Here is a 23,464-nt window from a genome sequence, read left to right as displayed (position 1 = left end):
TCTGTAGCACCAGAGGCCGGCGCATCGCGCGCCGGCCTCCTTGAGTGAGTCGTCGTGGACCAAATCCTGATCAACCTGCTGAACGGCCTGTCCTCCGGACTGCTGCTGTTCATGCTGAGCTCCGGCCTGACGCTGATCTTCAGCATGATGGGCGTGCTCAATTTCGCCCATGCCAGCTTCTACATGCTGGGCGCCTATGCGGCCTATGCCCTGGTGGGCGTGCTGGGCTTCTGGCCTTCGCTGATCCTGTCGCCGCTGGTCGTGGGCCTGCTGGGCGCCGGCTTCGAGCGCATGGCGCTGCGCCGGGTCCACAAGTTTGGCCATGTGCCCGAGCTGCTGATCACCTTCGGCCTGACCTATGTGCTGCTGGAGCTGGTGCAGCTGATCTTCGGCCGCACGGCCGTGCCCTTCACGCCACCGCCGGCACTGCAGGGGCCGGCCTTCACCATCGTGCAGCAGGCGGGCAGCGGCCTGTCCATAGCCCTGGGCGGCGCGCCGGCCGAGCTCTGCGCCACGGCCTCCTGCTCCAACTTCCCGATGACGCGGGTCTTCATGATGTTGGTGGCGGTGCTGATGCTGGTGTCGCTGTGGCTGGTGCTGACCCGTACCCGCATCGGCCTGGTGATCCAGGCCTCGCTGACCCATCCCGAGATGGCCGAGGCCCTGGGGCACAACGTACCGCGGGTGCTGATGATGGTGTTCGGCGGCGGCTGCGCGCTGGCCGGCCTGGCCGGTGTGATCGGCGGCTTCACCTTCGTCACCGAGCCCTCGATGGCCATGGTGGTCGGGCCGATCATCTTCGTAGTCATCGTGGTCGGCGGCATCGGCTCGCTGGCCGGTGCCTTCGTCGGCTCGCTGCTGATAGGCCTGCTGCAGACACTGCCTCTGACCGTGGACGTGTCCATGGCCTCGCTGCTGAATGGCTGGGGCTTCAAGGTCGGTCCCGAGAACCCCATCTACCCGCTCCTGCGGCTGCGCCTGCCCGAGGTGGCGCCCACGCTGCCCTATCTGCTGATGGTGCTGATCCTGATCTTCAGGCCCAAGGGTCTGCTCGGAACGCGGGAAGATTGAGATGAACCATACCCGCGCCTCTTCCGCCAACTTCCACTTCAAGCCCTACAACGTCGGCCGCTGGATCGTCTGGGGCCTGTTCGCCGTCGTGCTGACGGTCGCGCCGCTGCTCTGGACCAGCGGCCTGGCCCAGACCATGCTGACCCAGATGGGCATAGGCATCATTGCCTGCCTGGCCTACAACATGCTGCTGGGCCAGGGCGGCATGCTGAGCTTCGGCCATGCGATCTACAGTGGCTTCGGCGCCTTCCTGGCCATCCATGCGCTGAACGCCATCACCCGCGGCGCGCTGCCCATCCCGGTCAGCCTGGTGCCCCTGGTCGGCGGCCTGTCGGGCCTGGTGCTGGCCTGCCTGCTCGGCTATGTGTCGACCAAGAAGGCCGGCACGCCGTTCGCGATGATCACGCTGGGCCTGGGTGAGCTGATCGCCTCGATGTTCCTGATGCTGCCGGAGTTCTTCGGCGGCGAGGGCGGCGTCTCCAGCAACCGCGTGATCGGCAAGCCGGTGATGGGCATCTCGTTCGGTCCTCAGATCCAGGTCTACTACCTGGTCGCCATCTACTGCTTCTTCTGCACGGCCGCGATGTTCGCCCTGACCCGCACGCCGCTGGGCCGCATGCTCAATGCGGTGCGCGACAACCCGGAGCGGGTCGAGTTCGTCGGCTACGACACCCAGTGGGTGCGCTACCTGGTTTTCATGATCTCGGGCTTCTTCGCCGGCGTGGCCGGTGGCCTGGGCGCGATCAACACCGAGATCGTCACGGCCGAGGTGGTCGGTGCGGCGCGCTCGGGCGCCTTCCTGCTGTTCACCTTCCTCGGTGGCGCGACCTTCTTCTTCGGCCCGGTCATTGGCGCGGTGCTGATGGTCGTGGCCCTGGTGCTGCTGTCCGAGCTGACCAAGGCCTGGCTGCTCTACCTGGGCCTCGTATTCCTGTTCATGGTGATGTACGCGCCGGGCGGCGTGGCGAGCCTGATCATGATGAACCTGCGGGTCGCGGCCTTCGGCAAGCTGTCCAAGCTCTGGACCTCCTACCTGGCCCTGGCCGGCACGGCCCTGACCATGCTGGTCGGCGGCGGCGCCATGGTCGAGATGCTCTACCACCGCCAGCTCAACGAGGCCATGGGTCCGGAGCTGCGCTTCATGGGGGCCACGCTCGATTCCTCACGGCTGGATGCCTGGTTCGGCTCGGCTTTCGTGCTGGTGGTGGGCATCGTGCTGTTCGAGCTGGCGCGGCGCCAGTACAAGCGCGAATGGGACGAGACCCAGGAAGAGATCGAAAAAGAAATCAAGCGTCGGGAGAGCCTGTGATGGCCGCCAGTGAATTTGCCTTGGAACTGCTCGACGTCCGCAAGAGCTTCGGCAAGAGCGAGATCATCCGCGGCGCCCAGCTGCGGGTGTTGCCCGGCGAGCGCGTCGCCATCATCGGCCCCAACGGCGCCGGCAAGAGCACGCTGTTCAACCTGATCAGCGGCCGCTTCGGCGTCTCCAGCGGCGAGATCCGCCTGAACGGCGAGCGCATTGACGGCCGCAAGCCCTACGAGATCAACCGCCGCGGCCTGTCGCGCAGCTTCCAGGTCTCCAACCTGTTCACCCGGCTGTCGGTGTTCGAGAACATCCGCTGCGCCGTGCTCTGGAGCATGGGCTACCGCTACGCGTTCTGGAAATTCCTGGCCGACCTGGACGATGCCAATGACCGCGCCGACCAGGTGTTGGAGATGATCAAGCTCGACAAGCGCCGCGACGTGCTGGCCATGAACCTCACCTATGCCGAGGCGCGGGCGCTGGAGATCGGCATCACCATCGCCGGCGGCTCCAACGTGATCCTGCTCGACGAACCCACGGCCGGCATGAGCAAGAGCGAGACCAAGCGCTTCATCCAGCTGATCCGCGAGGTCACCGAGGGCAAGACCCTGCTGACCGTGGAGCACGACATGGGCGTGGTCTTCGGCCTGGCGGACAAGATTGCGGTGCTGGTCTACGGCGAGGTGATCGCCTTCGACACGCCGGAAGCGGTGCGGGCCAATGCGAGGGTGCAGGAGGCCTATCTGGGCTCGGTCCTTGCAGAACAACAGGCGGCCGGAGCCCACGCATGAGCGACTCACGCAACCTCAAGCTGGACAACGTCCACGCCTTCTACGGCAAGAGCCATGTGCTGCATGGCGTGAGCATGGAGGTCAAGGCCGGCGAGATCGTGGCCCTGCTGGGCCGCAATGGCTCGGGCCGCTCGACCACGGTCAAGACCATCATGGGCCAGGTCGATGGCCATGGCTCGATCAAGTTCGGCGAGCGCGAGCTGCTGGGCGAGAAGGGCTACCGCGTGGCCCATGCCGGCATCGGCTATGTGCCCGAGAACCGCGACATCTTCCCCAAGCTGACGGTGCACCAGAACCTGTTGCTGGGGCAGAAGAGCGGGGCCAGGAACCCGCGCTGGGGCTTCGACGACATGTACAGCATGTTCCCGCGGCTCAAGGAGCGCCAGCACACCGAGGCCGGCGTGCTCTCCGGCGGCGAGCAACAGATGCTGACCCTGTGCCGCACGCTGATGGGCGACCCGGACCTGATCATGATCGACGAGCCCACCGAGGGCCTGGCGCCCAAGATCGTCGAGCTGGTGGCCGAGTACCTGAAGGAGCTCAAGCGGCGTGGCATCGCCGTGCTGCTGGTCGAGCAGAAGCTGGCCATCGCGCTGGAGATTTCCGAGCGCTGCTATGTGATGGGCCATGGCCGCATCGTGTTCGAAGGCACGCCGGCGGATCTGCGCGGCAATGCCTATATCCGCAAGGAATGGCTGGAGGTCTGAGATCGGACCGAGGACCTGCCCTGCGGCAGGTCCGACGCCTACCGAAGGCCAGAACTGCGTCTCGCGCAGGCTGGCTAGGCCTCATCTGTCCCCCATCCCCCGGACAGCAGCTCCCCACCAGGCGTGACTTCCTTGCCATTCCGATGGATGGCAGCGGCGGGCTGCGGCGCTACATTTGCTCGTAGCTGCAACAGCTGGGGTAGTACATGGACGCCAATCAGTGGTTGATCGCCGTGCTGGGCTTCCTGGCGGGGGGCGTCCTCGTCGGCGGTGGCCTGTTCTGGTGGTGCGGCCGGCAGCTCAAGGCGGCGGCGGCGCGGGTCGACAAGGTCGAGAAGGCGCGCCAGTTCGCCGGCCAGCAGGTCACCCAGGCCCGCAAGCAGGTCGAGGCCTTGCAGAAGGAACTGGGCGAGCTCAAGCATGCGTCAAAGGCCGCGCTGAAGCCGGCCCATGCCCCCGCCGCTGCGCCGACCGAGCCGGCGGCATTCGATCCTTTTCTGCCGCTCGCCCAGGGCGCGGCGCCACCGCCGGCCGGGTCCGATGGCTTCGCCGACACCCTGGTTCTGAGGCCCCACAAGGGCTGATCAGCCCAAGTCCGTCTCTTCGGCAAACGTCTCCACCCGGTTGCGACCCGCTGCCTTGGCGCGGTAGAGCGCCGCATCGGCCCGCCTGAGCAGGGCGCCGATCTCGCGCTCTTGCGGCCGCAGCTGGCTGAGGCCGACGCTGACCGTGGCCTGAAGGCCCGGGGCGATGTCATCCAGCGGCGTGCGCGCGGCGGCCTCGCGCATCCGCTCAGCGATCTCCAGTGCGGCACTGACGCCGATGCCCGGCAGCAGGGCGACAAACTCCTCGCCGCCGGTGCGGCCCAGCGAATCGCTGCGGCGCAGGACTGCCTGGCAGGCGGCCGACACCCGTTGCAGCACCCGGTCGCCGGCCTCGTGGCCGAAGCTGTCGTTGACGCGCTTGAAGTGGTCGATGTCCAGCGTCAGCAGGCTCAGCTCGCCGGCCCCGGCGCGGGCGGCGGCGATCTGCGCCTCGGCCAGCATCAGCAGGTGGCGACGGTTGGGCAGCCGGGTCAGTTCATCGGTCATCGCCAGGTCGCGCATCCGCCGCGCATGCCGGCGCTGCCGCCAGCCGAGCAGCATCAGGGCCAGCAAGGCCGTGGCACCCAGCGCGATCGCGGCCGCCTGCCAGCGCAGGATCTGGTCGGCATCCAGCAGGGCCTGGGCGCGTGCGGCGTTTTCGGCGCTGAGCTCGCGGTTCTCCTGTTCCTTGCGTTCGGTGTCGAACTGCACCCGCAGCCGCGAGGTCTGCAGGGCCTTGGCCTTGTCGGTCAGGCTGCGCACCAGCGCCAGCTGCTGCTCGCGGGCCTGCAGCGCGGCTTGCAGGTCGCCGACACTGGCCAGGGCCTGGGCGCGTTCGTCGGCGATCTTCTCCAGGAAGCGCTCGTTGCCCTCCTGCTCGAAATGGCCGCGCACGCTGTTCAGGTCCGCCAGGGCCTCGCGGGCGCGGCCGAGCTGGCGCAGCACGACGGCGCGCGACAGCCGCGTCTGCGCTGCCCGGTCCGCGTCGCTGGCCGCCTCGAATTCGGCCAGCGCCTGCTGCAGCACCTTCAGCGCTTCAGCCGCCCGACCCTGCTTGCCGAGCACGATGCCTATGGAGCGCTGCGCATAGGCGGCCTCCAGCGGTTGCTGGCGCTTGCGGTCCATCTCGGCGGACAGCCGGAAATGCTCCAGCGCTGCATTCCAGTCGCGCAGCCGCTCGTAGGTGCTGGCGATGTTGAAGTGGTTGGTCGAGAGTTCCTGCGGCCGGCCGTTGAGCTGGTGCTCCTTCTGCAATTGCAGGTAGTAGTCCAGTGCCTTGGCGTATTCGCCCACATTGGCATCGGCATAGAGATTGGCGATGGCATTGAGTGCGTAGCTCAGCTTGTCGGCCCGCTTGAGCTCCCGGTTCAGGTCGTAGGAGCGCTTGAGGTCGGCCAGGGCCAGCACGTATTCGCCCTCGCCGTAACGCCATTCGCCACGCAGGACCAGGGCATCTGCCAGCAGGGCCTTGTCGCCCAGGCGCTGGCTTTCGGCGACCGCTTCTTCATAGGCGGCCATGGCTTCGTGGGGTCGCTGGGCCCGCTCATGGCCGTAGCCTTCGCACAGGCGCAGCTCGACGCGCAGCGCCGCCAGTCCGGCCTGGCGACCCAGCCAGGCCAGGTCTTCGGCCATCGAGGGCAGGGCCTGCCGGGGCTCGGAGGTCTGGGCCATCCAGCAGCGCAGGACCAGGGCATCGCCGCGCAGCTTGGCATCCGACGGTGACTGCAGCAGGGGCAGGGCTCGCTGGACCAGGGCCCATGCGGCGAGCGTGTTCTTGTCGCGTATCGCCTCGGCCTCGGCCAGCAGGGCCTTGGCCTGCGGATTCGCCTGGGCCGCGGCACAGAACGCCAGCAGGGCGGCGGTCACGCCTTGTTGCAGCCAGCGCATGGAAGAGCGGTTCGTCATCGGGCAGGATTGTGTCTGCCGTTGAGGGCGGCCCCGGGCGGCGCGGCCTCGGTGGATTCCCGCCGATCCATTGTCTCGGCAGCGACAACGCCGCCGCCGCCTAGCTGCCTAGAATCGAACGACCGTTCTATTCGAGCCGCCGCCCCCGCCGGCGCCGCGCTCGCCCCGCTTCTCGAATCGCTTGCAAGGAAGGGCATGCCCCATGACAGCCACCTATGAAGTCCGCGGCGCCGTCGCGCTGATCACCCTGTCCAACCCGCCGGTCAACGGCCTGGGCCATGCCACCCGCAAGGCCGCGGCCGAGGGCATCCAGCAGGCCGAGGCCGACGACAGGATCAGGGCCATCGTCATCACCGGCGCCGGCAAGGCCTTCTCGGGCGGCGCCGACATCAAGGAATTCGGCACGCCCAAGGCGCTGGCCGAACCCAATCTGCACAGCCTGATCAGCGTGGCCGAGAACTGCAGCAAGCCCATCGTGGCCGCGATCCACACCGTCTGCATGGGCGGTGGCCTGGAGCTGGCCCTGGGCTGCCACTACCGCGTGGCCGCGCCGGGCGCCAAGATCGCGCTGCCGGAAGTGAAGCTGGGCCTCTTGCCCGGTGCCGGCGGTACGCAGCGCCTGCCGCGTGCGCTGGGCGTGGAGCCGGCGCTGAACATGATTGTCAGCGGCGAGCCGGTCAACAGCGAGCTGCTGGCCATGGTGCCGGGCCAGATCCTGTTCAACCGCATGATCGAAGGCGACCTGATAGACGGCGCCGTGGCCTATGCCAGCGAGATGGCCGATGCCCGCCCGCTGCCCAAGGTGCGCGACCTCAAGGCCCGCGTCGCCAATGGCGAGGCCTTCTTCCAGTTCGCCCGCAACATGGTCGGCGGCATGAGCAAGAACTTCCCGGCACCGCTGCGCTGCCTGGAGGCCGTGGCCGCGTCGGTCAACATGAAGTTCGACGAAGGCCTCAAGGCCGAGCGCGAAGGCTTCGTGGCTCTGATGATGACGCCCGAGTCCAAGGCCCTGCGCCATGCCTTCTTCGCCGAGCGCGCCACCAGCAAGATCGGCGACGTGCCGGACGACACGCCGGTGCGCAAGATCGCCAAGGTGGCCGTGATCGGTGCCGGCACCATGGGCGGCGGCATCACCATGAACTTCCTGAATGCCGGCATCCCGGTGCAGGTGCTGGAGATGAAGCAGGAGGCGCTGGACCGTGGCGTCGCCACCATCCGCAAGAACTACGAGGCCCAGGTCAAGAAGGGCAAGCTCAAGCAGGAGAAGTACGACGAGCGCATGGCGCTCCTGAGCACCACGTTGAGCTACGAGGAAATCGGCGATGCCGACCTGGTGATCGAGGCGGTGTTCGAGGAACTGGGCGTCAAGGAAAAGGTGTTCAAGCAGCTGGACAAGGTGATGAAGCCCGGCGCCATCCTGGCCTCCAACACCTCGACGCTGGACGTGGACAAGATCGCCGCCTTCACCGAGCGTCCGCAGGACGTGCTGGGCCTGCACTTCTTCAGCCCGGCCAACGTGATGAAGCTGCTGGAGGTGGTGCGCGGCGCCAAGACCGCCAAGGACGTGCTGGCCACCGTGATGCAGATGGCCAAGAAGATCCGCAAGACGGCCGTGGTCTCGGGCGTCTGCGACGGCTTCATAGGCAACCGCATGATCGAGCAGTACAGCCGCCAGGCCGGCTTCCTGCTGGACGAAGGCTGCTCGCCGCAACAGGTGGACAAGGCGGCCGAGAAGTTCGGCTTCGCCATGGGCCCGTTCCGCATGGGCGACCTGGCCGGCAACGACATAGGCTGGGCGATCCGCAAGCGCCGCTACCAGGAGAAGCCCAATCTGCGCTACTCCAAGAGCGCCGACCTCTTGTGCGAGATGGGCCGCTTCGGCCAGAAGACCCAGGGCGGCTGGTACGACTACCGCGAAGGCAAGCGCGACGCCATCCCGTCCAAGGCCGTGGAGCAGATGCTGGAGATGCACCGCGCGGCGCTGGGCATCACGCCGCGCCAGATCACGGACGAGGAAATCGTCCACCGCCTGGTCTTCGCCCTGGTCAACGAGGCCGCCCATCTGCTGGAAGAGGGCATCGCCCAGCGCGCCTCCGACGTGGACATGGTCTACCTCACCGGCTACGGCTTCCCGCTGTGGCGCGGCGGCCCCATGTGCTACGCCGACACCTATGGCCTCTACAACGTGGTGCAGACCATGAAGCGCTTTGCCCGCAACCCGCATGACGACGCCAACTTCTGGCAACCCGCTCCGCTCCTGGCTCGACTGGTCGAGCAGGGCAAGAGCTTCACTGAATAAGCAGCCAGGAGCAAAGAACCATGAGCAAGGCACTGATTGTTTCCACCGCCCGCACCCCGCTGACCAAGAGCTGGAAGGGTTCCTTCAACATGACCCATGGCGCCACCCTGGGCGGCCATGCCGTGCAGGCCGCGGTGCAGCGCGCCGGCATTGAGGCAGCGCATATCGAAGACGTGCTGATGGGCTGCGCCACGCCCGAAGGCGCGACCGGCGGCAACATCGCCCGCCAGATCGCACTGCGCGCCGGCCTGCCGATCACGGTCAGCGGCGTCACCATCAACCGCTTCTGCTCCTCGGGCCTGCAGACCATCGCCATGGCTGCGCAGCGAGTGATCGCTGGCGAGGGCGATGTCTACGTGGCCGGCGGCGTGGAGAGCATCTCCTGCGTGCAGAACGAGGCCAACCGCCACATGTACACCGACCCGGCCCTGTTGAAGAGCAAGCCGGAGATCTACTGGAGCATGCTGCAGACCGCCGAACAGGTGGCCAAGCGCTATGGCATCTCGCGTGAGCGCATGGACCACTATGGCGCCGGCAGCCAGCAGAAGGCCTGTGCGGCACAAGCTGCCGGCAAGTTCGCCGACGAGATCGCGCCTATCACGGTGACCATGGGCGTGGTCGACAAGATCCGCGGCATGACGACCAAGGAAGTGACCGTGTCGGCCGACGAAGGCCTGCGCGAGGGCACGACCTTCGAAGGCATCAAGGACCTGCGCAGCGCGCTGCCCGGCGGCGTGATCTCGGCCGGCAATGCCAGTCAGTTCAGCGACGGCGCCGGTGCCTGCGTGGTGGTCGACGAGGCCTATGCGCAGCGGCACAACCTCAAGCCCCTGGGCCGCTTCCTCGGCTTCGCCGTGGCCGGCTGCGAGCCCGATGAAATGGGCATCGGCCCGGTGTTCGCCGTGCCCAAGGTCTTGAAGAAGCTGGGCCTCACCGTGGCCGACATCGACCTGTGGGAGCTGAACGAGGCCTTCGCCGTGCAGGTGCTGTACTGCGCCGACACGCTGGGCATTCCCATGGACCGCCTCAACGTCAACGGCGGCGCGATTGCCGTGGGCCACCCCTATGGCGTGTCGGGCCAGCGGCTGACCGGCCATGCGCTGATCGAAGGCAAGCGTCGCGGCGCCAAGCGCGTCTGCGTCACGATGTGCATTGGCGGTGGCATGGGCGCGGCCGGCGTCTTCGAAGTCCTCTGACGGCCGAGGAGCGGCGCATGCAGATCGACCTCGAAACCCTGCGCCGCTTCTTCGCCAGCGCCCCCTTCATGGTGGAGCTGGGCGTGGAGCCGGTGGCGGTGGAGCCCGGCAAGGTCGTGACCCAGCTGAAGCTGGAGACCCGCCACAAGCAGCACACAGGCGTGGGCCATGCCGGCGTGGTGGCCTCGCTGGCCGACCACACCATGGGCGCGGCGGCGCAAACCCTGGCGCCTGAAGGCCATTGGGTGCTGACCGCGGAGTTCAAGACCAGCCTGCTGCGCGGCGCGGCCGGCGAGCGCCTGGTCTGCGAGGCCTGGGTGCTCAAGCCCGGCCGCCAGGTCTCGTTCTGCGAGGCCGAGGTCTATGCGATCAACGACGGCCAGCGCACGCTGGTCGCCAAGGCCTCGGCGACGATGGCCATCACCAAGGCTTAGCTAGCGAGCGAGGCGACATGCGCCAGACCCTGGAATTCCTGCTCAACGACTGGCTCAAGGTCGAGACCCTGAACCAGCGCGAGCGCTTCGCCGACCATTCGAGCGAGACCTTTGCCGCCGTGCTGGACACCAGCGAGCGGATCGCGCGCGAGAAGTTCGCGCCGTTCAACCGCTTGTGCGATACCGAGGAGCCGCATTTCGACGGCGACAAGGTCCACCTGCCGCAGGCCACGCATGAGGCGATGGCGGCCTTCGTCGAGAGCGGCCTGCTCGCCGCGGCGCAGGACTACGAGCTGGGCGGCATGCAGCTGCCCTGCGTGATCGAGATGGCGGCCAAGTGCTTCTTCAGCAAGGCCAGCGTGGCGCTGTCGGGTTATCCGATGCTGACCAAGGGCAATGCCAATCTCTTGATGGCCCATGGCACGGACAAACAGCGCGAGGTCTTCGCGGCCCACGAGTTCTCGGGCCGCTGGTTCGGCACCATGTGCCTGTCCGAGCCGCAGGCCGGGTCCTCGCTGTCGGACATCGCCACGCGGGCCGAGCCCGATGGCGACGATGAGCTGGGCCCGCGCTACCGCCTCAAGGGCAACAAGATGTGGATCTCGGGCGGCGAGCATGAGCTGTCGGAAAACATCATCCACCTGGTGCTGGCCAAGATCCCGGGGCCGGACGGCAAGCCCCTGCCGGGCACCAAGGGCATCTCGCTCTTCGTCGTGCCAAAGCACCTGGTCAACGCCCGCGCCGAGCTGACCGGCGAGCGTAACGACGTCTCGCTGGCCGGCCTGAACCACAAGCTGGGCTACCGCGGCACGACCAACTGCTTGCTGAACTTCGGCGAGGGCCGCTTCAAGCCGGGCGGCAAGGCCGGGGCCATCGGCTACCTGGTGGGCCAGCCGGGCGAAGGCCTGCGCTGCATGTTCCACATGATGAACGAGGCCCGCATCGGTGTCGGCCTGGGTGCCGTGATGCTGGGCTATGCCGGCTACGAGGCCAGCCTGGAGTACGCGCGCCAGCGTCCGCAAGGCCGTCCAGTAGGTCCGGCTGGCAAGGACTCGGCCCAGCCGCAGCGCCCCATCATCGAACACGCCGACGTCAAGCGCATGTTGCTGGCGCAGAAGAGCTATGTGGAGGGCGGCCTGGCGTTGTCGCTGTACTGCGCCCGCCTGGTCGACGAGGAGCACACGGGCACGCCGGACGCGGTGGCCGAGGCCAAGCGCCTGCTGGAGGTGCTGACTCCCATTGCCAAGAGCTGGCCCAGCGAATGGTGCCTGGAGGCCAATTCGCTGGCGATCCAGGTGCTGGGTGGCTATGGTTACACGCGCGACTTTCCGGTCGAGCAGTACTGGCGCGACAACCGGCTCAACATGATCCACGAGGGCACGCATGGCATCCAGGGCCTGGACCTGTTGGGTCGCAAGGTGGTGATGGATGGCGGCGCCGCACTGATGGCGCTGGCCGGCCGCATCAACACCACGGTGCAGCAGGCGGTGCAGCGGCCCGAACTGGCCGAACTGGGCAACCAGCTGGCGGCAGCGCTGGCGCGGGTCGGCGGCGCCACCAAGAAGGCCTGGGCCACCGGCCATCCGGAAGAGGCCCTGGCCAATGCCACGCCCTATCTGCAGGCCTTCGGCCATACGGTGCTGGCCTGGATCTGGCTGGAGCTGGCACTGGCCGCGCCGGGCGAGAGCGACTTTGCCCGCGGCAAGCAGTCGGCCGCCCGATACTTCTATGCTTTCGAACTGCCCAGGATCGCGGCCTGGCTCGAGGTGGTCGAGCGGCGCGAGGGGCTCTGTCGGGAGATGAAGGATGCCTGGTTCTGATCGTTCCGCGAAGGCGCTGCTGTGGATGGAGCGCCTGGCGTGGATCCTGATCTTCGGCGGCGGCCTGGCCGTGTCGCTGGGGATCTTTCTGTTGCGCGGCGGGCCGGACGGCACGCTGATGGGGTCGCTGCTGCTGGCCAAGGGCGGCATGGCGATAGGGGGCGGCGTGCTGATGATCTGGCTGCGCTCCTACTGGTCCTGAATCCAAGCTGAGAGACGAGACGATGAGCAATCAATCGGTGCTGAACCTGTTCGACCTCAAGGGCCAGGTGGCCCTGGTGACCGGCGGCTCGCGCGGCCTGGGCCTGCAGATGGCCGAGGCCCTGGGCGAGGCCGGCGCGCGAATCATGCTGAGTTCGCGCAAGGCGGCCGACCTGGAGGAGGCGGTGGCCCATCTGGCGGCCCGCGGGATCGAGGCGCAGTGGATAGCGGCCGATGCGGCCGACGAGGCCCAGGCCCGCGCCGTCGTGGCCCAGACGGTGGAGCGACTGGGCCCCATCGACATCCTGGTCAACAACGCCGGCGCCAGCTGGGGCACGCCGGCCGAGGACCATCCGATCGAGGCCTGGGACAAGGTCATGGACCTGAACATCCGCAGCCTGTTCGTGTTCGCCCAGGAGGTGGCGCGGACCTGCATGATTCCGCGCCGCAGCGGCCGCATCATCAACATCGCTTCCATCGCCGGCCTGGGCGGCAATCCCTCGATGATGAAGACCATTGCCTACAACACCAGCAAGGGCGCGGCGGTGAACTTCACCCGCGCGCTGGCGGCCGAATGGGGCGAGTACGGCATCAACGTCAATGCGCTGGCACCGGGCTTCTTCCCGAGCAAGATGACCAAGGGCCTGCTGGCAGCCGTGGGTGCCGAGAACCTGGCCGCCCATGCGCCGTTGCGCCGCCTGGGCGATGACGAGGATCTGAAGGGCGCCGTGCTGCTGTTCGCCAGCCAGGCCGGCAAGCACATCACCGGCCAGATCCTGGCGGTGGACGGCGGCGTCAGCTGCCTGGTCGGAGGCTGAGGTCGTGAGCAGCGCTCCGTTGAAGTTCCCGGTCCACATTCCCTTCGTCGAGCAACTGGGCTTCGAACTGCACAGCCTAGGCGACGGCGTGGCCGAACTGCGCGTGGACCTGAAGGAAGCGCACCTGAATTCCTGGGAGGTGGCCCATGGCGGCGTCTTGATGACGCTGCTGGACGTGGCCATGGCCCATGCGGCCCGCAGCATCCACCGCGACCAGCCGGACTTCGGGCCCGGCGTGGTCACGATAGAGATGAAGACCAGCTTCATGCGGCCCGGCGAGGGCGAACTGCGTGCCGTTGGCAAGCTCTTGCACCGCTCGACCACCATGGCCTTCTGCGAAGGCTCGGTGCTTGGCGAGGACGGCAGGCTCTGCGCCCATGCCACCGGCACCTTCAAGTACCTCAAGGCACTGCCGGGCCGTGGCCGCAGCGTCAAGGCGCTGCAGCGAACCTGAGTGCTGCGGCTAGGGCTGCTCGTGGTAGCTGCGCACTATGCGCGCCAACTCGCCGCTGGCCTGCAGCCGGCTCAGCGCGCGCTCCAGCCGCTCATGCTGGGCAAGAGGCAGCTTGCGGCTGGTCCAGAAATAAATCATCTCCTCGTGAAAGACCGAGGGCAGCAGCTTGACCTGCTGCTCCAGGCCCGAGGCCTGGATGGCGCGCAGCAGCGCGAATTCGCCGCCGTAGAAAAAGCGTGAACGCTGGGCCAGCAGCTTGCGCAGATTGGCCTGGTAGTCGCCGGTCGACTCATCGATGCGGAAACCCTGACGCAGCAGGAACTGGCCATGCGAGGCGCCGCGGGTGGTGAGCATCGGCTGCTCGCCGCTCAGCTTGCGTAGGTCCTGCAGCGTGGTGGGCCGAGCGGCGTCGTCGGCCCTCAGCACCACCATATGGCGCACCCGGTAAAGCGGCGTGGCCAGCTTGTGGGCATAGGCCTGGCGGCTGGGCAGATCCAGCAGCGCGCAGGCGGCGCCCACATTGCCGTTGCGCAGGCCTTGCTCGATCAGGCTGAGCGACAGCTCCTGGTCGAAGCCCTCGAAGCGCAGGCCCGGCTCCAGCTTCTGCATGGCCAGCAGCAGGTCGGGGCAGATGCCGCGCGGCGCGCCCTGGCCGAGGATGAACTTGTGCGGCGCCTTCTCCTGCGCCGGCACGAAGATCGGCAGGTCGGCCGCTGCCGCCGCACCGCTCAGGACCAGCCATGCGGCGGCCAGGCATTGCAAAAAAGAACGACCGTGCTTTTCTGTCGCCGACGGGACGCCAGGGCTAGGGCTGACATGCTTCAATCGCTGGCATTGCATCGCTGATCGAAAGACTGCCGTCATGAACTCCTCTGCCATCAATCGCCAGATCCTGCTGGCCTCGCGTCCCCAAGGCGAGCCGACGGTCGACAACTTCCGCCTGGTCGAGACGCCCGTGCCCGCGCTGGCCGAGGGCCAGGTGCTGGTGCGCAACCATTATCTGAGCCTCGATCCCTACATGCGCGGCCGCATGAACGACGGCAAGAGCTATGCCGCGCCGCAGCCACTGGACGCCGTGATGATCGGCGGCACGGCCGGCGAGGTGGTGGAGTCGCGCAATGCCAATTTCAAGGCCGGCGACCGGGTCGTCGGCATGGGCGGCTGGCAGGAGTACCAGCTGGTCGATGCCAGCCAGCGCGGCGTGCTGCAGAAGGTGGACACGACCCACATCCCGCTGTCGGCCTACCTGGGCGCCGTGGGCATGCCGGGCGTCACCGCCTGGTACGGCTTGGTCAAGATCATCCAGGCCAAGGCCGGCCAGACCGTGGTGGTCAGCGCCGCCAGCGGCGCCGTCGGCAGTGCCGTTGGCCAGTTGGCAAAGGCGCGCGGCGCACGGGCCGTGGGTATTGCCGGTGGTGCTGACAAGTGTCGTTATGTTGTCGAGGAACTGGGCTTCGACGCCTGCATCGACTACAAGGAACACAAGGACCTGAAGTCGCTGTCGGCCGCGCTCAAGCAGGCCTGTCCGGACGGCATCGACGGCCACTTCGAGAACGTGGGCGGCATGATCCTGGACGCGGTGCTGATGCGCGCCAATGCCTTCAGCCGCGTGGCCCTGTGCGGAATGATCTCGGGCTACAACGGCGAGCCTATCCCGCTGCAGTTCCCGCAGCTGCTGTTGAGCAACCGCATGAGCATCGAGGGCTTCATCGTCTCCGAGCACATGGAAATCTGGCCCGAGGCGCTGAAGGAACTGGGAACCCTGGTGGCCACCGGCAAGCTCAAGTACCGCGAGACCGTGGCCCAAGGCATTGCCGCCGCGCCTGAGGCCTTCCTGGGCCTGCTCAAGGGCAGGAACTTCGGCAAGCAGCTGGTCAAGCTGGTCTGAGCCATGCGCTGGACCTGCGTCCGGCTGGACGAGTTGCCGGCCCGTGAGCTCTACGAGGTGCTGAAGCTGCGCGCCGAGGTCTTCGTCGTCGAGCAGCGCTGCATGTATCTGGACCCGGATGGTGCCGACCTGGAGGCCTGGCACCTGCTCGGGCGTGCCGACGATGGTGCGCTGGCGGCCTATGCCCGCCTGCTGTCTGGCCCGCGCATTGGCCGCGTGCTGACCTCGCCCGCGGCGCGTGGCAGCGGCCAGGGCAGGGCCTTGATGGGACAGGCCCTGAGCCACTGCGAGCGGCTATGGCCGGGTTCCGCGGTGGAGCTCAGCGCCCAGGCCCATTTGCAGCGCTTCTACGCCAGCCTCGGTTTTGAGCCGACCTCTGGGGTCTATGACGAGGACGGCATTCCCCATATCGACATGCGGCGTCCGGCCGCTTCCCAAGACAGGAGCTCGTGATGAAGGACTACGCAGGCAAGACCGCGGTGCTGACCGGGGCCGGTTCGGGCTTCGGCCTCGAGGTGGCGCGCCTGGCCGCCGAGCGCGGCATGAACCTGGTGCTTTGCGACGTGCAGGAAGACGCGCTGGCCAAGGCCGCGGCCGAATTCGAGGGCAAGGTGCCGGTGCTGGCCCGCCGGGTCGACGTGGCCAAGGCCGACCAGATGGAGGCGTTGGCCGCCACCGTGAAGAAACGCTTCGGCGCCCCGAGCTTCGTGTTCAACAACGCCGGCGTGGGCTCGGGTGGCCTGATCTGGGAAAACAGCCTGGCCGACTGGGACTGGGTGCTGGGCGTCAATTTGATGGGCGTGGTCCACGGCGTGCGCCTGTTCACCCCGATGATGCTGGAGGCAGCCGCGGCCGACCCGGCCTGGCAGGGGCACATCGTCAACACGGCCTCGATGGCCGGCATGCTCAACCCACCGAACATGGGCGTCTACAACGTGTCCAAGCACGCGGTGGTCTCCCTGAGCGAGACGCTGTACCAGGACCTGGCCCTGGTGACGGACCAGGTCCGCTGCTCGGTGCTGTGCCCCTTCTTTGTCGCCACCGGGATCTCGCAGAGCCATCGCAACCGGCCGGCCGAGCTGGCCGGCGCCAAGCCCAGCCGCAGCCAGCTGATAGGCCAGGCCATGACCGACAAGGCGGTCAACTCCGGCAAGATCACCGCGGCCGAGGTGGCGGCCATGGTGTTCGCGGCGCTGGACCGCGAGCAGTTCTACATCTTCAGCCATCCCAAGAGCCTGGCCGGCGTGCAGACCCGGCTGGAAGACGTGATGCAGCTGCGCAACCCGACCGATCCCTTCCACGACAAGCCCGAGATCGGCCAGCAGCTGAAGGCGGCGCTGCGCGGGGGCTGACGTTTACACTCGCGGCCCTCGCTGTTCCAAGGTCCGCCGATGTCCCAGTCGCCCCCTCGCTCCGCCCTAGTCATAGGCGGCGGCCCCGCCGGCCTGATGGCCGCCGAGCGGCTGCGCGCGGCCGGCGTGGCGGTGGACGTTTACGACGCCAAGCCCTCGGTCGGCCGCAAGTTCCTGCTGGCCGGCAAGGGTGGGCTCAACCTGACGCATTCGGAAGAGGCCGCGCCGTTCCGCAGCCGCTTCGCCGAGCGCAGCGCCGAGGTCGGCCGCTGGCTGGACCGGCTCGACGGTCCCGGCCTTCGCGCCTGGGCGGCGGACCTGGGGGTGGAGACTTTCGTCGGCAGCTCCGGCCGCGTGTTCCCCAAGGAAATGAAGGCCGCGCCGCTGCTGCGCGCCTGGCTGCAAAGGCTGCGGGCCAGCGGTGTGCGCTTCCACATGCGCAGGCGCTGGCTGGGCTGGACCGAGGATGGCAGCGCCTTGCAGTTCGAAGGCGAGGACGGTGATGTCGAACAGGCCGCCGCAGGCGTCGTCGTGCTGGCCCTGGGGGGCGCCTCCTGGCCGCAGCTGGGTTCCGACGCCGCCTGGGTTCCGCTGCTGCAGGCGCGTGGCGTGGAGATCGCGCTGTTGCGGGCTGCCAACTGCGGTTTCGATGTGAAACCGGGCTGGACGCCTTTCTTTGCCGAGCGCTTTGCCGGCCAACCCGTCAAGCCGGTGGCCCTGCATTTCGAAGGCCGCTCGGGCCGGCGCTTCCAGCGCCAGGGCGAGTTCGTCATCACCGTCAGCGGCATCGAGGGCTCGCTGATCTATGCCGCCTCCAGCCTGATGCGCGAGGAGATCGCCGAGTTCGGCGAGGCTCGCATCAGCCTGGACCTGCTGCCTGGCCGCACGGCCGACTTTGTCGCAGCCGAATGTGCGCGGGGACGGGGCACGCGCTCCATGTCCACTCACCTCAAGAGCCGGCTCGGCATCGAAGGCCTCAAGGCCGGCCTGCTGCATGAGCTGCTGAGCAAGGACGAGTACCACGACCCGGCCGTCGTCGCCCGCACGCTGAAGGCTGCGCCGCTGCGCCTGGTGCGCGCGAGGCCGGTGGCCGAGGCGATCAGCACCGCCGGCGGCGTGAAGCTGGAGGCCATGGACGAGGGTTTGCAGCTGAAGGCGCTGCCGGGCGTTTTCTGCGCCGGCGAGATGCTGGACTGGGAAGCGCCCACGGGCGGCTATCTGCTGACCGCCAGCATGGCCAGCGGCTGGGTGGCCGGCGAGGCCGCGGCACAATCGCTGCATGCCTGATTCAACAACCGGCACTGCCGTTTCGAATTGTCCGCTCTGCCGCGATGCCGGCGGACTGCTGCTGGTGAAAACGCCGAAATGGCGCGTCATACGCTCCAGCGACGATGGGAACTTCCCGGCCTTCTACCGGCTCATCTGGAACGCGCATGTGGCCGAGTTCAGCGACCTGGATGCCGCCGAGCGCTCCGAATGCATGGAGGCCGTGACGGCCATCGAGCGCGTGCTGCGCGAGGCCCTGCAAGCCACCAAGATCAACCTGGCCACCTTCGGCAATGTCGTGCCGCATCTGCACTGGCACGTGATTGCGCGTTTCGACTGGGACAGCCACTTTCCCAATCCGGTCTGGGGCGCGGCCCGGCGCGAGGTCGAGGGCGGTGCCGAAGCGCGGCTGGCCCTGCCTCTGGTCGAGCTGGACCGCCGCGTCGCGGCGGCCCTGCTGCGTCCCTGAGCTAAGCCGGCGATCAGTCGATCTTCAGGGCCACCTGGCCGGTCGGATGGGTCTTGTCGGGCGAAACGATATGCACATTGAAGGCATAGGCCTGCGGCTGGCTGGAACCGCTGTTGCAGGTCAGTTCGCGCATGGCCTTGCGGATGCCGTCGCGATAGGTGTTGGCGCCACGCGAGCGGATGTCGTGCACGCCGTCCTGGTCGACCGTGAACTCGACGCGGAACATGCCGGTTTCCTGGTGCAGGCCCCAGATCGGGCTCAGCTGCTTCTGCAGCACGGCGCTGATGCTGGGGCAGCTGGCCTTCACATCGGTGCGCATCTCGGTGGTCTGGCGGCCGCTGACTTCGACGCGCTTGAGCTCGTCTTGCGGATTGGCCAGGGCAGCGGCGCCGGCGAAGGTCAGCGGGGCTGCGATGAGCAGGGCTTGAACGATGGACTTGGCTTGCATGACAGACTCCTGGTTTGAGCTTGGGACTGCCGTTTCGCCCTTGTTGCTGTCCTGTGGCGATCCGGTCTGACTGCAGGTTAGATGTGGCCCGCGGTCGGCCCAACAGCCAGGTGACCAAGTCCAGTTTGGACGCGACGATTTGCCTCAATCGGCGATGAATTGCATTCGTCGCAAACCCTGATTCACGACACCATTTCTTGTGGCATGGATGCCTCAAGTCATGATGCGGATCAGTGCTGCGGACCCGGGGCGGCGCTGATGTATTTCTGGACGATGGCCTGGTAGCTGCCGTCCTTCACCATGGCCTCGGTGGCCGCGTTGAAGCGTTCGACAAAGGCCTCGTTCACAGTCGCCTTGCTGAAGGCAAAACCGGACGATTCGGTGGACGCGACCACCTCGGTCATGCCCACCAGATTCTGCAATCCCAGCTCGGCAATCTCATAGCGGGCGGTGAGCTCGTCGGCGATCAGGCCGTCGATGCGGCGCAGCTTGAGCATCTGCCACAGGTTGCGGCGGGAGCCGCTCTTCTGCAGCGTCTGCACGAAGGCCGGGTCGCGGCTGAGTTCGGCATATTCGGGACCGTAGCTCACGCCCAGTTGCACACCGAGCCGGAAGCCGCTGGCCGGGATCTCTGCCAGCTTGCTCTGTGGCCAGAGTGAGCGCGACTGCACATGGGCGAACAGGCGGTTGCGCGAATGCCAGCGCTCCTGCGCGAAATGAGCGAAGAGCTCGCGCTCGGGGCGACGCAGGGCGCCGGGCAGGATGTCCAGCCGGCCAGCAGCCAGCTCGGTCAGCGCACGCGCAAAGGGCATTTCCACCAGCTTGACCGTGCAGCCCATGCGGGACAGGGCTTCGGCCACCAGTTCGATGTTGATGCCGCGGATCTCGCCGTTGGCCAGCCGCATGCTGTAGGGCGGGTCCTCGTTCCAGCGCTGGCTGAGCACGCAGGGCTGCTGGCCGGCCAGCGCAGCGCCGGTCGGCCAGAGACACAGTGCAAGCAGCGGAAGGACGAGGCGTAGCCGGATCGGCATGGGCCGATTGTCAGGGCTGATCGATTACCAGACCGAGATCGGGTCGGTCGCAACCATGGGTGATCCGGCCGGGCACGCAAAGGCCTTGCCGAAGGCCGTCATCTGGGCCATCGGCGCGATCACCCGGTACTTGCCCGGCGAATGCGAGTCCGTCCGCAGCTGGTTGACCAGGGCCTCGGTACGGTACTTGGCGCGCCAGATCATCGCGTTGGACAGGAAGAAGCGCTGCTCGGGCGTGTAGCCGTCGATCTTGTCGGCCTTGGCGCCGGGGCGCCTGAGGGCCATCTGCAGGGCGTCGAAGGCGATCGGCATGCCGGCCACGTCCGAGATGTTCTCGCCCAGCGTCAGGCGGCCGTTGATCTTCTCGCCCGGCACCGGCTCGAAGCCGCCGTAGAGCTTCACCACGCGGTCGGCGCGCTCCTTGTAGGCCTCGGCATCAGCCGGCGTCCACCAATCGGCCAGGTTGCCCACGCTGTCGAACTGCCGGCCGCGGTCGTCGAAGTGGTGGGTGATCTCGTGGCCGATGACCATGCCAATGCCGCCGTAGTTGACCGCGTCGTCGGCCTTGGCGTCGAAGAAGGGCGGCTGCAGGATGCCCGCCGGGAAGGTGATCTCGTTGAAGCCGCCGGCCGAGGCATTGACCACATGGGGCGACATGCCCCAGCGGCCGCGGTCCACCGGCTTGTCCAGCTCGTTCATCTGGCGCTGCTGCGACCAGGCCGCGGTGCGCAGCAGGTTGCCTGCGTAGTCGTCGGCGGCGAGCTGCAGGCCGCTGTAGTCGGGCCATTTTTCCGGAGCGCCGATCTTGGGCGTCATCGCATCCAGCTTCTGCTGGGCGCGCAGCTTGGTCGGCTCGCTCATCCAGGGCAGGGCCTTGATATGGGCGCGCATCGCTTCCTTGACGTCAGCCACCAGCTGCGAGGCGCGCTTCTGGGCCTCGGGCGAGAAGGCCTTGCTGACGAAGACCTCACCCATGCTCAGGCCCAGCGGCAGGCTGCCGGTGCGGCCGGCGATGGCCAGGATGACGGCCTCGGCCCGCGGCGGCGCGGCCTGCAAGCCCTTGATCGTGGCCTCGCGGTAATCGAAATGGGCGCTGGCGAAGGCCTTGGGCAGGCGGTCGGCCGTGGCGTCCAGCAGGCGCAGTTTCAGGTAGCTGCGCCAGACCTCCAGCGGCGTCGAGGCCGCCAGTTCGGCGAAGCGCTTCGCGAAGGCCGGCTGGCCGACGATGACGCGGTCCACGCCGCCCTTGCGCTGGCTGGTCATGGTGGCGTCCTTCAGGTAGCTGGTCCAGTCGAAGCCGGGAGCGGCCTTGGCCAGTTCCTCGGGGCTGAACGGGTTGTAGAGGGCGTTGGGATCGCGCAGCTCGGCCCGCGGCTTGGTCGCTTCGGCCAGGCGGGTCTCGAAAGCCAACAGGGCGGCCACGACCTCGTCGCCGGCCGGCGCGCCGGCGGCTTCCAGCAGGCGGTGGACATAGTGCTTGTAGGCGGCCAGCAGCTTGGCCGAGGTGGCGTCGGTCTTGAAATAGTCATCGCGGTCCGGCAGGCCCAGTCCGCCGTTGCCGAGGTAGAGGGCGTTGCGGCGCACGTCCTTGGAATCTGCGCGTACGCCGAGGCCGATCGGCCCGACCTGCAGGCGGCCGAGTTCGACCAGCAGGGCCGGCAATTTCTCGCGCTGCTGCAAGGCATCGATGCGCTGCAGGGCCGGCTTGAGGGCGCTCAGGCCCTTGGCCTCGATGGCCGCCTGGTCCATGCCGCTGGCGTAGTAGGTGGCGGCCAGCTTGAGGCCGGGCGTGGTCTGCAGGGCCGGCTTGGCCACCAGCTCGTTCAGCGCGTTCTGCAGCACGGCCTCGTTGGCCAGGCGCAGCTGCTCGAAGCTACCGATGCGCGACTGGCTGGCCGGCACCACGGCCTGTGAGACCCAGGGGCCGTTGACGAACTCGTAGAAGTCCTGGCAGGGCGAGACCTCGGTCGACAGGCCCTTGAGGTCCAGGGCCTGGACGGCGCCGGTGCAGGCGAGGGAGGCGGCTAGGGCGAGGGCGGTGATGCGGCGCATGGCTTGTAGTGACTGCTGGAACAAGGCCGCAAGCCTAGCCCAAGCGACCGGGCACCGACGATGGGCATGGCGTCGCCGCTACACTGCTCGCCCATGGCCGGCCTAGAAAAGACCACCCCCCAGCCCACCGATCTCACGGTGCACCAGCAGTCGCGGGTGCTCGAGATTGGCTTCGCAGACGGTGCGCGTTTCCGCATCCCCTTCGAGCTGATGCGGGTCTACAGCCCCTCGGCCGAGGTCCAGGGCCATGGGCCGGGTCAGGAGACCTTGCAGCATGGCAAGCGCGAGGTCGGCATCCTGGCGCTGGAGTCGGTCGGCCACTATGCGGTGCGTCCGCAGTTCAGCGACGGCCACGAGAGCGGCATCTTCTCCTGGGCCTATCTCTACCAGCTGGGTGCCGAACAGGCCCGGCTGTGGAGTGACTACGAGGCCCGGCTCATGGCTGCCGGCGTGGACCGCGATGCGCCCATGCCCGGCAAGGCCGCCTCGTCCTGCGGTCATTCCCACTGAATTTCATCGTCCTGATATGAGCAGCACCCATTTCGGCTTCCAGACCGTCGACGAGACCGAGAAGGCCTCGCGCGTACGCGGCGTGTTCGACTCGGTCGCCTCGCGCTACGACGTGATGAACGACCTGATGTCCATGGGTCTGCACCGGGCCTGGAAGAAGTACACGCTGGCCGTGGCCAACCTCAAGGCCGGCGAGCGGGCGCTGGACATCGCCGGCGGCACCGGCGACCTGTCGCGTGCCTTTGCCCGCCAGGTCGGCGAGACCGGCATGGTGGTGCACACCGACATCAACGAGGCCATGTTGCGCCAGGGCCGCAACCGCCTGCTGGACGAAGGCCTGGTGTTGCCGACCAATCTCTGTGACGCCGAGAAGCTGCCCTACAAGGACGCCAGCTTCGACCTGGTCAGCGTGGCCTTCGGCCTGCGCAACATGACCCACAAGGACCTCGCCCTGGCGGAGATGTGCCGGGTGCTCAAGCCGGGCGGCCGGCTGCTGGTGCTGGAGTTCTCCAAGGTCGCCGCGCCTCTGGCCAAGCCCTACGACTGGTACTCGTTCAAGATCCTGCCGCGCCTGGGCCAGATGATTGCCGGCGACGCCGAGAGCTACCGCTACCTGGCCGAGTCCATCCGCATGCATCCGGATCAGCAGACGCTCAAGGCCATGATGAAGACGGCCGGCTTCGGCCATGTGGACGTGCACAACCTCAGCGCCGGCATCGTGGCCCTGCATGCCGGCATCAAGTGCTGAGACAAAGCCCCTTGGCGTGAGCATTCCGCCCCAGGAAGGCGTGCGCTGGGCGTAGCGGCGCAAAGCTACACTCTGTCCCCGCCTTGGCGCCGGTTTGAACGGCGCGACGCCGGCCCC

The 23,464-nt window shown here is 67.6% G+C and carries 24 protein-coding genes; 19 read left to right on the top strand and 5 right to left on the bottom strand.

What is annotated here, in order from left to right; translation table 11 throughout:
• Positions 1 to 111 precede the first annotated feature (111 nt).
• From QT382_RS08275 to QT382_RS08255, 5 genes are all read left to right on the top strand, one after another.
• Complete coding sequence (locus QT382_RS08275) at positions 112 to 1,071, top strand: branched-chain amino acid ABC transporter permease (RefSeq protein WP_502929882.1); 960 nt, start codon at positions 112 to 114, stop codon at positions 1,069 to 1,071.
• Between the two features lies 1 nt (position 1,072).
• Entirely contained in the window at positions 1,073 to 2,380 is a 1,308-nt protein-coding gene (locus QT382_RS08270) for a branched-chain amino acid ABC transporter permease (RefSeq protein ID WP_289253558.1), read from the top strand.
• Positions 2,380 to 3,165 (top strand): ABC transporter ATP-binding protein, encoded by a 786-nt coding sequence (locus QT382_RS08265; protein ID WP_289253557.1) that lies wholly within the window; start codon positions 2,380 to 2,382, stop codon positions 3,163 to 3,165. The genes QT382_RS08270 and QT382_RS08265 overlap by 1 nt, the downstream gene beginning before the upstream one ends.
• Positions 3,162 to 3,872 (top strand): ABC transporter ATP-binding protein, encoded by a 711-nt coding sequence (locus QT382_RS08260; protein WP_289253556.1) that lies wholly within the window; start codon positions 3,162 to 3,164, stop codon positions 3,870 to 3,872. The genes QT382_RS08265 and QT382_RS08260 overlap by 4 nt, the downstream gene beginning before the upstream one ends.
• A gap of 206 nt (positions 3,873 to 4,078) precedes the next feature.
• Positions 4,079 to 4,456, top strand: a complete 378-nt coding sequence (locus tag QT382_RS08255) for a hypothetical protein (RefSeq protein WP_289253555.1) — start codon at positions 4,079 to 4,081, stop codon at positions 4,454 to 4,456.
• On the opposite strand, the gene QT382_RS08250 is transcribed toward QT382_RS08255, so the two are convergent.
• Positions 4,457 to 6,361 (bottom strand): diguanylate cyclase, encoded by a 1,905-nt coding sequence (locus QT382_RS08250; protein WP_289253554.1) that lies wholly within the window; start codon positions 6,359 to 6,361, stop codon positions 4,457 to 4,459. It abuts the gene before it with no gap.
• A gap of 202 nt (positions 6,362 to 6,563) precedes the next feature.
• Between QT382_RS08250 and QT382_RS08245 the strand changes: the two genes are divergently transcribed.
• Genes QT382_RS08245 through QT382_RS08215 form a run of 7 tightly spaced genes read left to right on the top strand, consistent with a single transcriptional unit; the run spans position 6,564 to position 13,583 of the window.
• Positions 6,564 to 8,660 carry a 3-hydroxyacyl-CoA dehydrogenase NAD-binding domain-containing protein gene (locus QT382_RS08245; protein ID WP_289253553.1) on the top strand — a complete coding sequence of 699 codons (2,097 nt, stop codon included), beginning with the start codon at positions 6,564 to 6,566 and terminating at the stop codon, positions 8,658 to 8,660.
• Positions 8,661 to 8,680: 20 nt separating this feature from the next.
• A complete protein-coding gene (locus tag QT382_RS08240) occupies positions 8,681 to 9,856 on the top strand; it encodes an acetyl-CoA C-acyltransferase (RefSeq protein ID WP_289253552.1) in 1,176 nt (391 codons plus the stop codon).
• Between the two features lie 17 nt (positions 9,857 to 9,873).
• Complete coding sequence (locus QT382_RS08235; protein WP_289253551.1) at positions 9,874 to 10,290, top strand: PaaI family thioesterase; 417 nt, start codon at positions 9,874 to 9,876, stop codon at positions 10,288 to 10,290.
• A 17-nt stretch (positions 10,291 to 10,307) separates the two neighbouring features.
• On the top strand, positions 10,308 to 12,110 hold the full coding sequence (locus QT382_RS08230; RefSeq protein ID WP_289253550.1) for an acyl-CoA dehydrogenase: 1,803 nt from the start codon (positions 10,308 to 10,310) through the stop codon (positions 12,108 to 12,110).
• Positions 12,097 to 12,312 carry a hypothetical protein gene (locus tag QT382_RS08225; RefSeq protein ID WP_289253549.1) on the top strand — a complete coding sequence of 72 codons (216 nt, stop codon included), beginning with the start codon at positions 12,097 to 12,099 and terminating at the stop codon, positions 12,310 to 12,312. Before QT382_RS08230 ends, QT382_RS08225 begins: the two co-directional genes overlap by 14 nt.
• A gap of 22 nt (positions 12,313 to 12,334) precedes the next feature.
• Positions 12,335 to 13,129, top strand: coding sequence for an SDR family oxidoreductase (locus QT382_RS08220; RefSeq protein WP_289253548.1), 795 nt, complete (start codon positions 12,335 to 12,337; stop codon positions 13,127 to 13,129).
• 4 nt (positions 13,130 to 13,133) lie between these two features.
• The gene (locus QT382_RS08215; RefSeq protein ID WP_289253547.1) at positions 13,134 to 13,583 is read left to right on the top strand and encodes a PaaI family thioesterase; all 450 of its coding nucleotides are present in this window, start codon (positions 13,134 to 13,136) and stop codon (positions 13,581 to 13,583) included.
• Positions 13,584 to 13,592: 9 nt separating this feature from the next.
• On the opposite strand, the gene QT382_RS08210 is transcribed toward QT382_RS08215, so the two are convergent.
• Positions 13,593 to 14,345, bottom strand: a complete 753-nt coding sequence (locus QT382_RS08210) for a substrate-binding periplasmic protein (protein ID WP_289253546.1) — start codon at positions 14,343 to 14,345, stop codon at positions 13,593 to 13,595.
• A gap of 100 nt (positions 14,346 to 14,445) precedes the next feature.
• Between QT382_RS08210 and QT382_RS08205 the strand changes: the two genes are divergently transcribed.
• Genes QT382_RS08205 through QT382_RS08185 form a run of 5 tightly spaced genes read left to right on the top strand, consistent with a single transcriptional unit; the run spans position 14,446 to position 18,558 of the window.
• On the top strand, positions 14,446 to 15,471 hold the full coding sequence (locus QT382_RS08205; RefSeq protein WP_289253545.1) for an NADP-dependent oxidoreductase: 1,026 nt from the start codon (positions 14,446 to 14,448) through the stop codon (positions 15,469 to 15,471).
• 3 nt (positions 15,472 to 15,474) lie between these two features.
• A complete protein-coding gene (locus QT382_RS08200; protein WP_289253544.1) occupies positions 15,475 to 15,924 on the top strand; it encodes a GNAT family N-acetyltransferase in 450 nt (149 codons plus the stop codon).
• The gene (locus QT382_RS08195) at positions 15,924 to 16,823 is read left to right on the top strand and encodes an SDR family oxidoreductase (RefSeq protein ID WP_502929850.1); all 900 of its coding nucleotides are present in this window, start codon (positions 15,924 to 15,926) and stop codon (positions 16,821 to 16,823) included. The genes QT382_RS08200 and QT382_RS08195 overlap by 1 nt, the downstream gene beginning before the upstream one ends.
• A gap of 39 nt (positions 16,824 to 16,862) precedes the next feature.
• Positions 16,863 to 18,110 carry a BaiN/RdsA family NAD(P)/FAD-dependent oxidoreductase gene (locus QT382_RS08190; RefSeq protein WP_289253542.1) on the top strand — a complete coding sequence of 416 codons (1,248 nt, stop codon included), beginning with the start codon at positions 16,863 to 16,865 and terminating at the stop codon, positions 18,108 to 18,110.
• A complete protein-coding gene (locus tag QT382_RS08185) occupies positions 18,103 to 18,558 on the top strand; it encodes an HIT family protein (protein WP_289253541.1) in 456 nt (151 codons plus the stop codon). Before QT382_RS08190 ends, QT382_RS08185 begins: the two co-directional genes overlap by 8 nt.
• A 13-nt stretch (positions 18,559 to 18,571) precedes the next feature.
• Here the strand turns inward: QT382_RS08185 and QT382_RS08180 are convergent, their stop codons facing one another.
• The 3 genes from QT382_RS08180 to QT382_RS08170 all read right to left on the bottom strand — a co-directional run bounded on the left by QT382_RS08180 (position 18,572) and on the right by QT382_RS08170 (position 22,089).
• Positions 18,572 to 19,006: a hypothetical protein gene (locus QT382_RS08180; protein ID WP_289253540.1), complete on the bottom strand. Its 435-nt coding sequence runs from the start codon at positions 19,004 to 19,006 to the stop codon at positions 18,572 to 18,574.
• Between the two features lie 230 nt (positions 19,007 to 19,236).
• Entirely contained in the window at positions 19,237 to 20,037 is an 801-nt protein-coding gene (locus tag QT382_RS08175; protein ID WP_289253539.1) for a substrate-binding periplasmic protein, read from the bottom strand.
• 24 nt (positions 20,038 to 20,061) lie between these two features.
• A complete protein-coding gene (locus tag QT382_RS08170; RefSeq protein WP_289253538.1) occupies positions 20,062 to 22,089 on the bottom strand; it encodes a M13 family metallopeptidase in 2,028 nt (675 codons plus the stop codon).
• Positions 22,090 to 22,182: 93 nt separating this feature from the next.
• On the opposite strand from QT382_RS08170, the gene QT382_RS08165 reads away from it, so the two are divergent.
• Both QT382_RS08165 and ubiE read left to right on the top strand, forming a co-directional pair.
• A complete protein-coding gene (locus QT382_RS08165; RefSeq protein WP_289253537.1) occupies positions 22,183 to 22,599 on the top strand; it encodes a gamma-butyrobetaine hydroxylase family protein in 417 nt (138 codons plus the stop codon).
• A 16-nt stretch (positions 22,600 to 22,615) separates the two neighbouring features.
• Complete coding sequence (gene ubiE, locus QT382_RS08160) at positions 22,616 to 23,347, top strand: bifunctional demethylmenaquinone methyltransferase/2-methoxy-6-polyprenyl-1,4-benzoquinol methylase UbiE (protein WP_289253536.1); 732 nt, start codon at positions 22,616 to 22,618, stop codon at positions 23,345 to 23,347.
• Positions 23,348 to 23,464: the final 117 nt, after the last annotated feature.

Source organism: Pelomonas sp. SE-A7 (genome assembly GCF_030345705.1).
Classification (GTDB): Bacteria; Pseudomonadota; Gammaproteobacteria; order Burkholderiales; family Burkholderiaceae_C; genus JAUASW01.
This window is presented reverse-complemented; position numbering and strand designations above follow the sequence as displayed.

Excerpts from the sequence above, each read along its gene's own strand:
- ubiE (WP_289253536.1), top strand. The coding sequence starts at position 22,616 with ATGAGCAGCACCCATTTCGGCTTCCAGACCGTCGACGAGACCGAGAAG.
- QT382_RS08200 (WP_289253544.1), top strand. The coding sequence starts at position 15,475 with ATGCGCTGGACCTGCGTCCGGCTGGACGAGTTGCCGGCCCGTGAGCTC.
- QT382_RS08260 (WP_289253556.1), top strand. The coding sequence starts at position 3,162 with ATGAGCGACTCACGCAACCTCAAGCTGGACAACGTCCACGCCTTCTAC.
- QT382_RS08205 (WP_289253545.1), top strand. The coding sequence starts at position 14,446 with ATGAACTCCTCTGCCATCAATCGCCAGATCCTGCTGGCCTCGCGTCCC.
- QT382_RS08195 (WP_502929850.1), top strand. The coding sequence starts at position 15,924 with ATGAAGGACTACGCAGGCAAGACCGCGGTGCTGACCGGGGCCGGTTCG.
- QT382_RS08250 (WP_289253554.1), bottom strand. The coding sequence starts at position 6,361 with ATGACGAACCGCTCTTCCATGCGCTGGCTGCAACAAGGCGTGACCGCC.
- QT382_RS08255 (WP_289253555.1), top strand. The coding sequence starts at position 4,079 with ATGGACGCCAATCAGTGGTTGATCGCCGTGCTGGGCTTCCTGGCGGGG.
- QT382_RS08265 (WP_289253557.1), top strand. The coding sequence starts at position 2,380 with ATGGCCGCCAGTGAATTTGCCTTGGAACTGCTCGACGTCCGCAAGAGC.
- QT382_RS08220 (WP_289253548.1), top strand. The coding sequence starts at position 12,335 with ATGAGCAATCAATCGGTGCTGAACCTGTTCGACCTCAAGGGCCAGGTG.
- QT382_RS08240 (WP_289253552.1), top strand. The coding sequence starts at position 8,681 with ATGAGCAAGGCACTGATTGTTTCCACCGCCCGCACCCCGCTGACCAAG.
- QT382_RS08170 (WP_289253538.1), bottom strand. The coding sequence starts at position 22,089 with ATGCGCCGCATCACCGCCCTCGCCCTAGCCGCCTCCCTCGCCTGCACC.
- QT382_RS08185 (WP_289253541.1), top strand. The coding sequence starts at position 18,103 with ATGCCTGATTCAACAACCGGCACTGCCGTTTCGAATTGTCCGCTCTGC.
- QT382_RS08180 (WP_289253540.1), bottom strand. The coding sequence starts at position 19,006 with ATGCAAGCCAAGTCCATCGTTCAAGCCCTGCTCATCGCAGCCCCGCTG.
- QT382_RS08245 (WP_289253553.1), top strand. The coding sequence starts at position 6,564 with ATGACAGCCACCTATGAAGTCCGCGGCGCCGTCGCGCTGATCACCCTG.
- QT382_RS08270 (WP_289253558.1), top strand. The coding sequence starts at position 1,073 with ATGAACCATACCCGCGCCTCTTCCGCCAACTTCCACTTCAAGCCCTAC.
- QT382_RS08225 (WP_289253549.1), top strand. The coding sequence starts at position 12,097 with ATGCCTGGTTCTGATCGTTCCGCGAAGGCGCTGCTGTGGATGGAGCGC.
- QT382_RS08190 (WP_289253542.1), top strand. The coding sequence starts at position 16,863 with ATGTCCCAGTCGCCCCCTCGCTCCGCCCTAGTCATAGGCGGCGGCCCC.
- QT382_RS08235 (WP_289253551.1), top strand. The coding sequence starts at position 9,874 with ATGCAGATCGACCTCGAAACCCTGCGCCGCTTCTTCGCCAGCGCCCCC.
- QT382_RS08230 (WP_289253550.1), top strand. The coding sequence starts at position 10,308 with ATGCGCCAGACCCTGGAATTCCTGCTCAACGACTGGCTCAAGGTCGAG.
- QT382_RS08275 (WP_502929882.1), top strand. The coding sequence starts at position 112 with ATGCTGAGCTCCGGCCTGACGCTGATCTTCAGCATGATGGGCGTGCTC.
- QT382_RS08175 (WP_289253539.1), bottom strand. The coding sequence starts at position 20,037 with ATGCCGATCCGGCTACGCCTCGTCCTTCCGCTGCTTGCACTGTGTCTC.
- QT382_RS08165 (WP_289253537.1), top strand. The coding sequence starts at position 22,183 with ATGGCCGGCCTAGAAAAGACCACCCCCCAGCCCACCGATCTCACGGTG.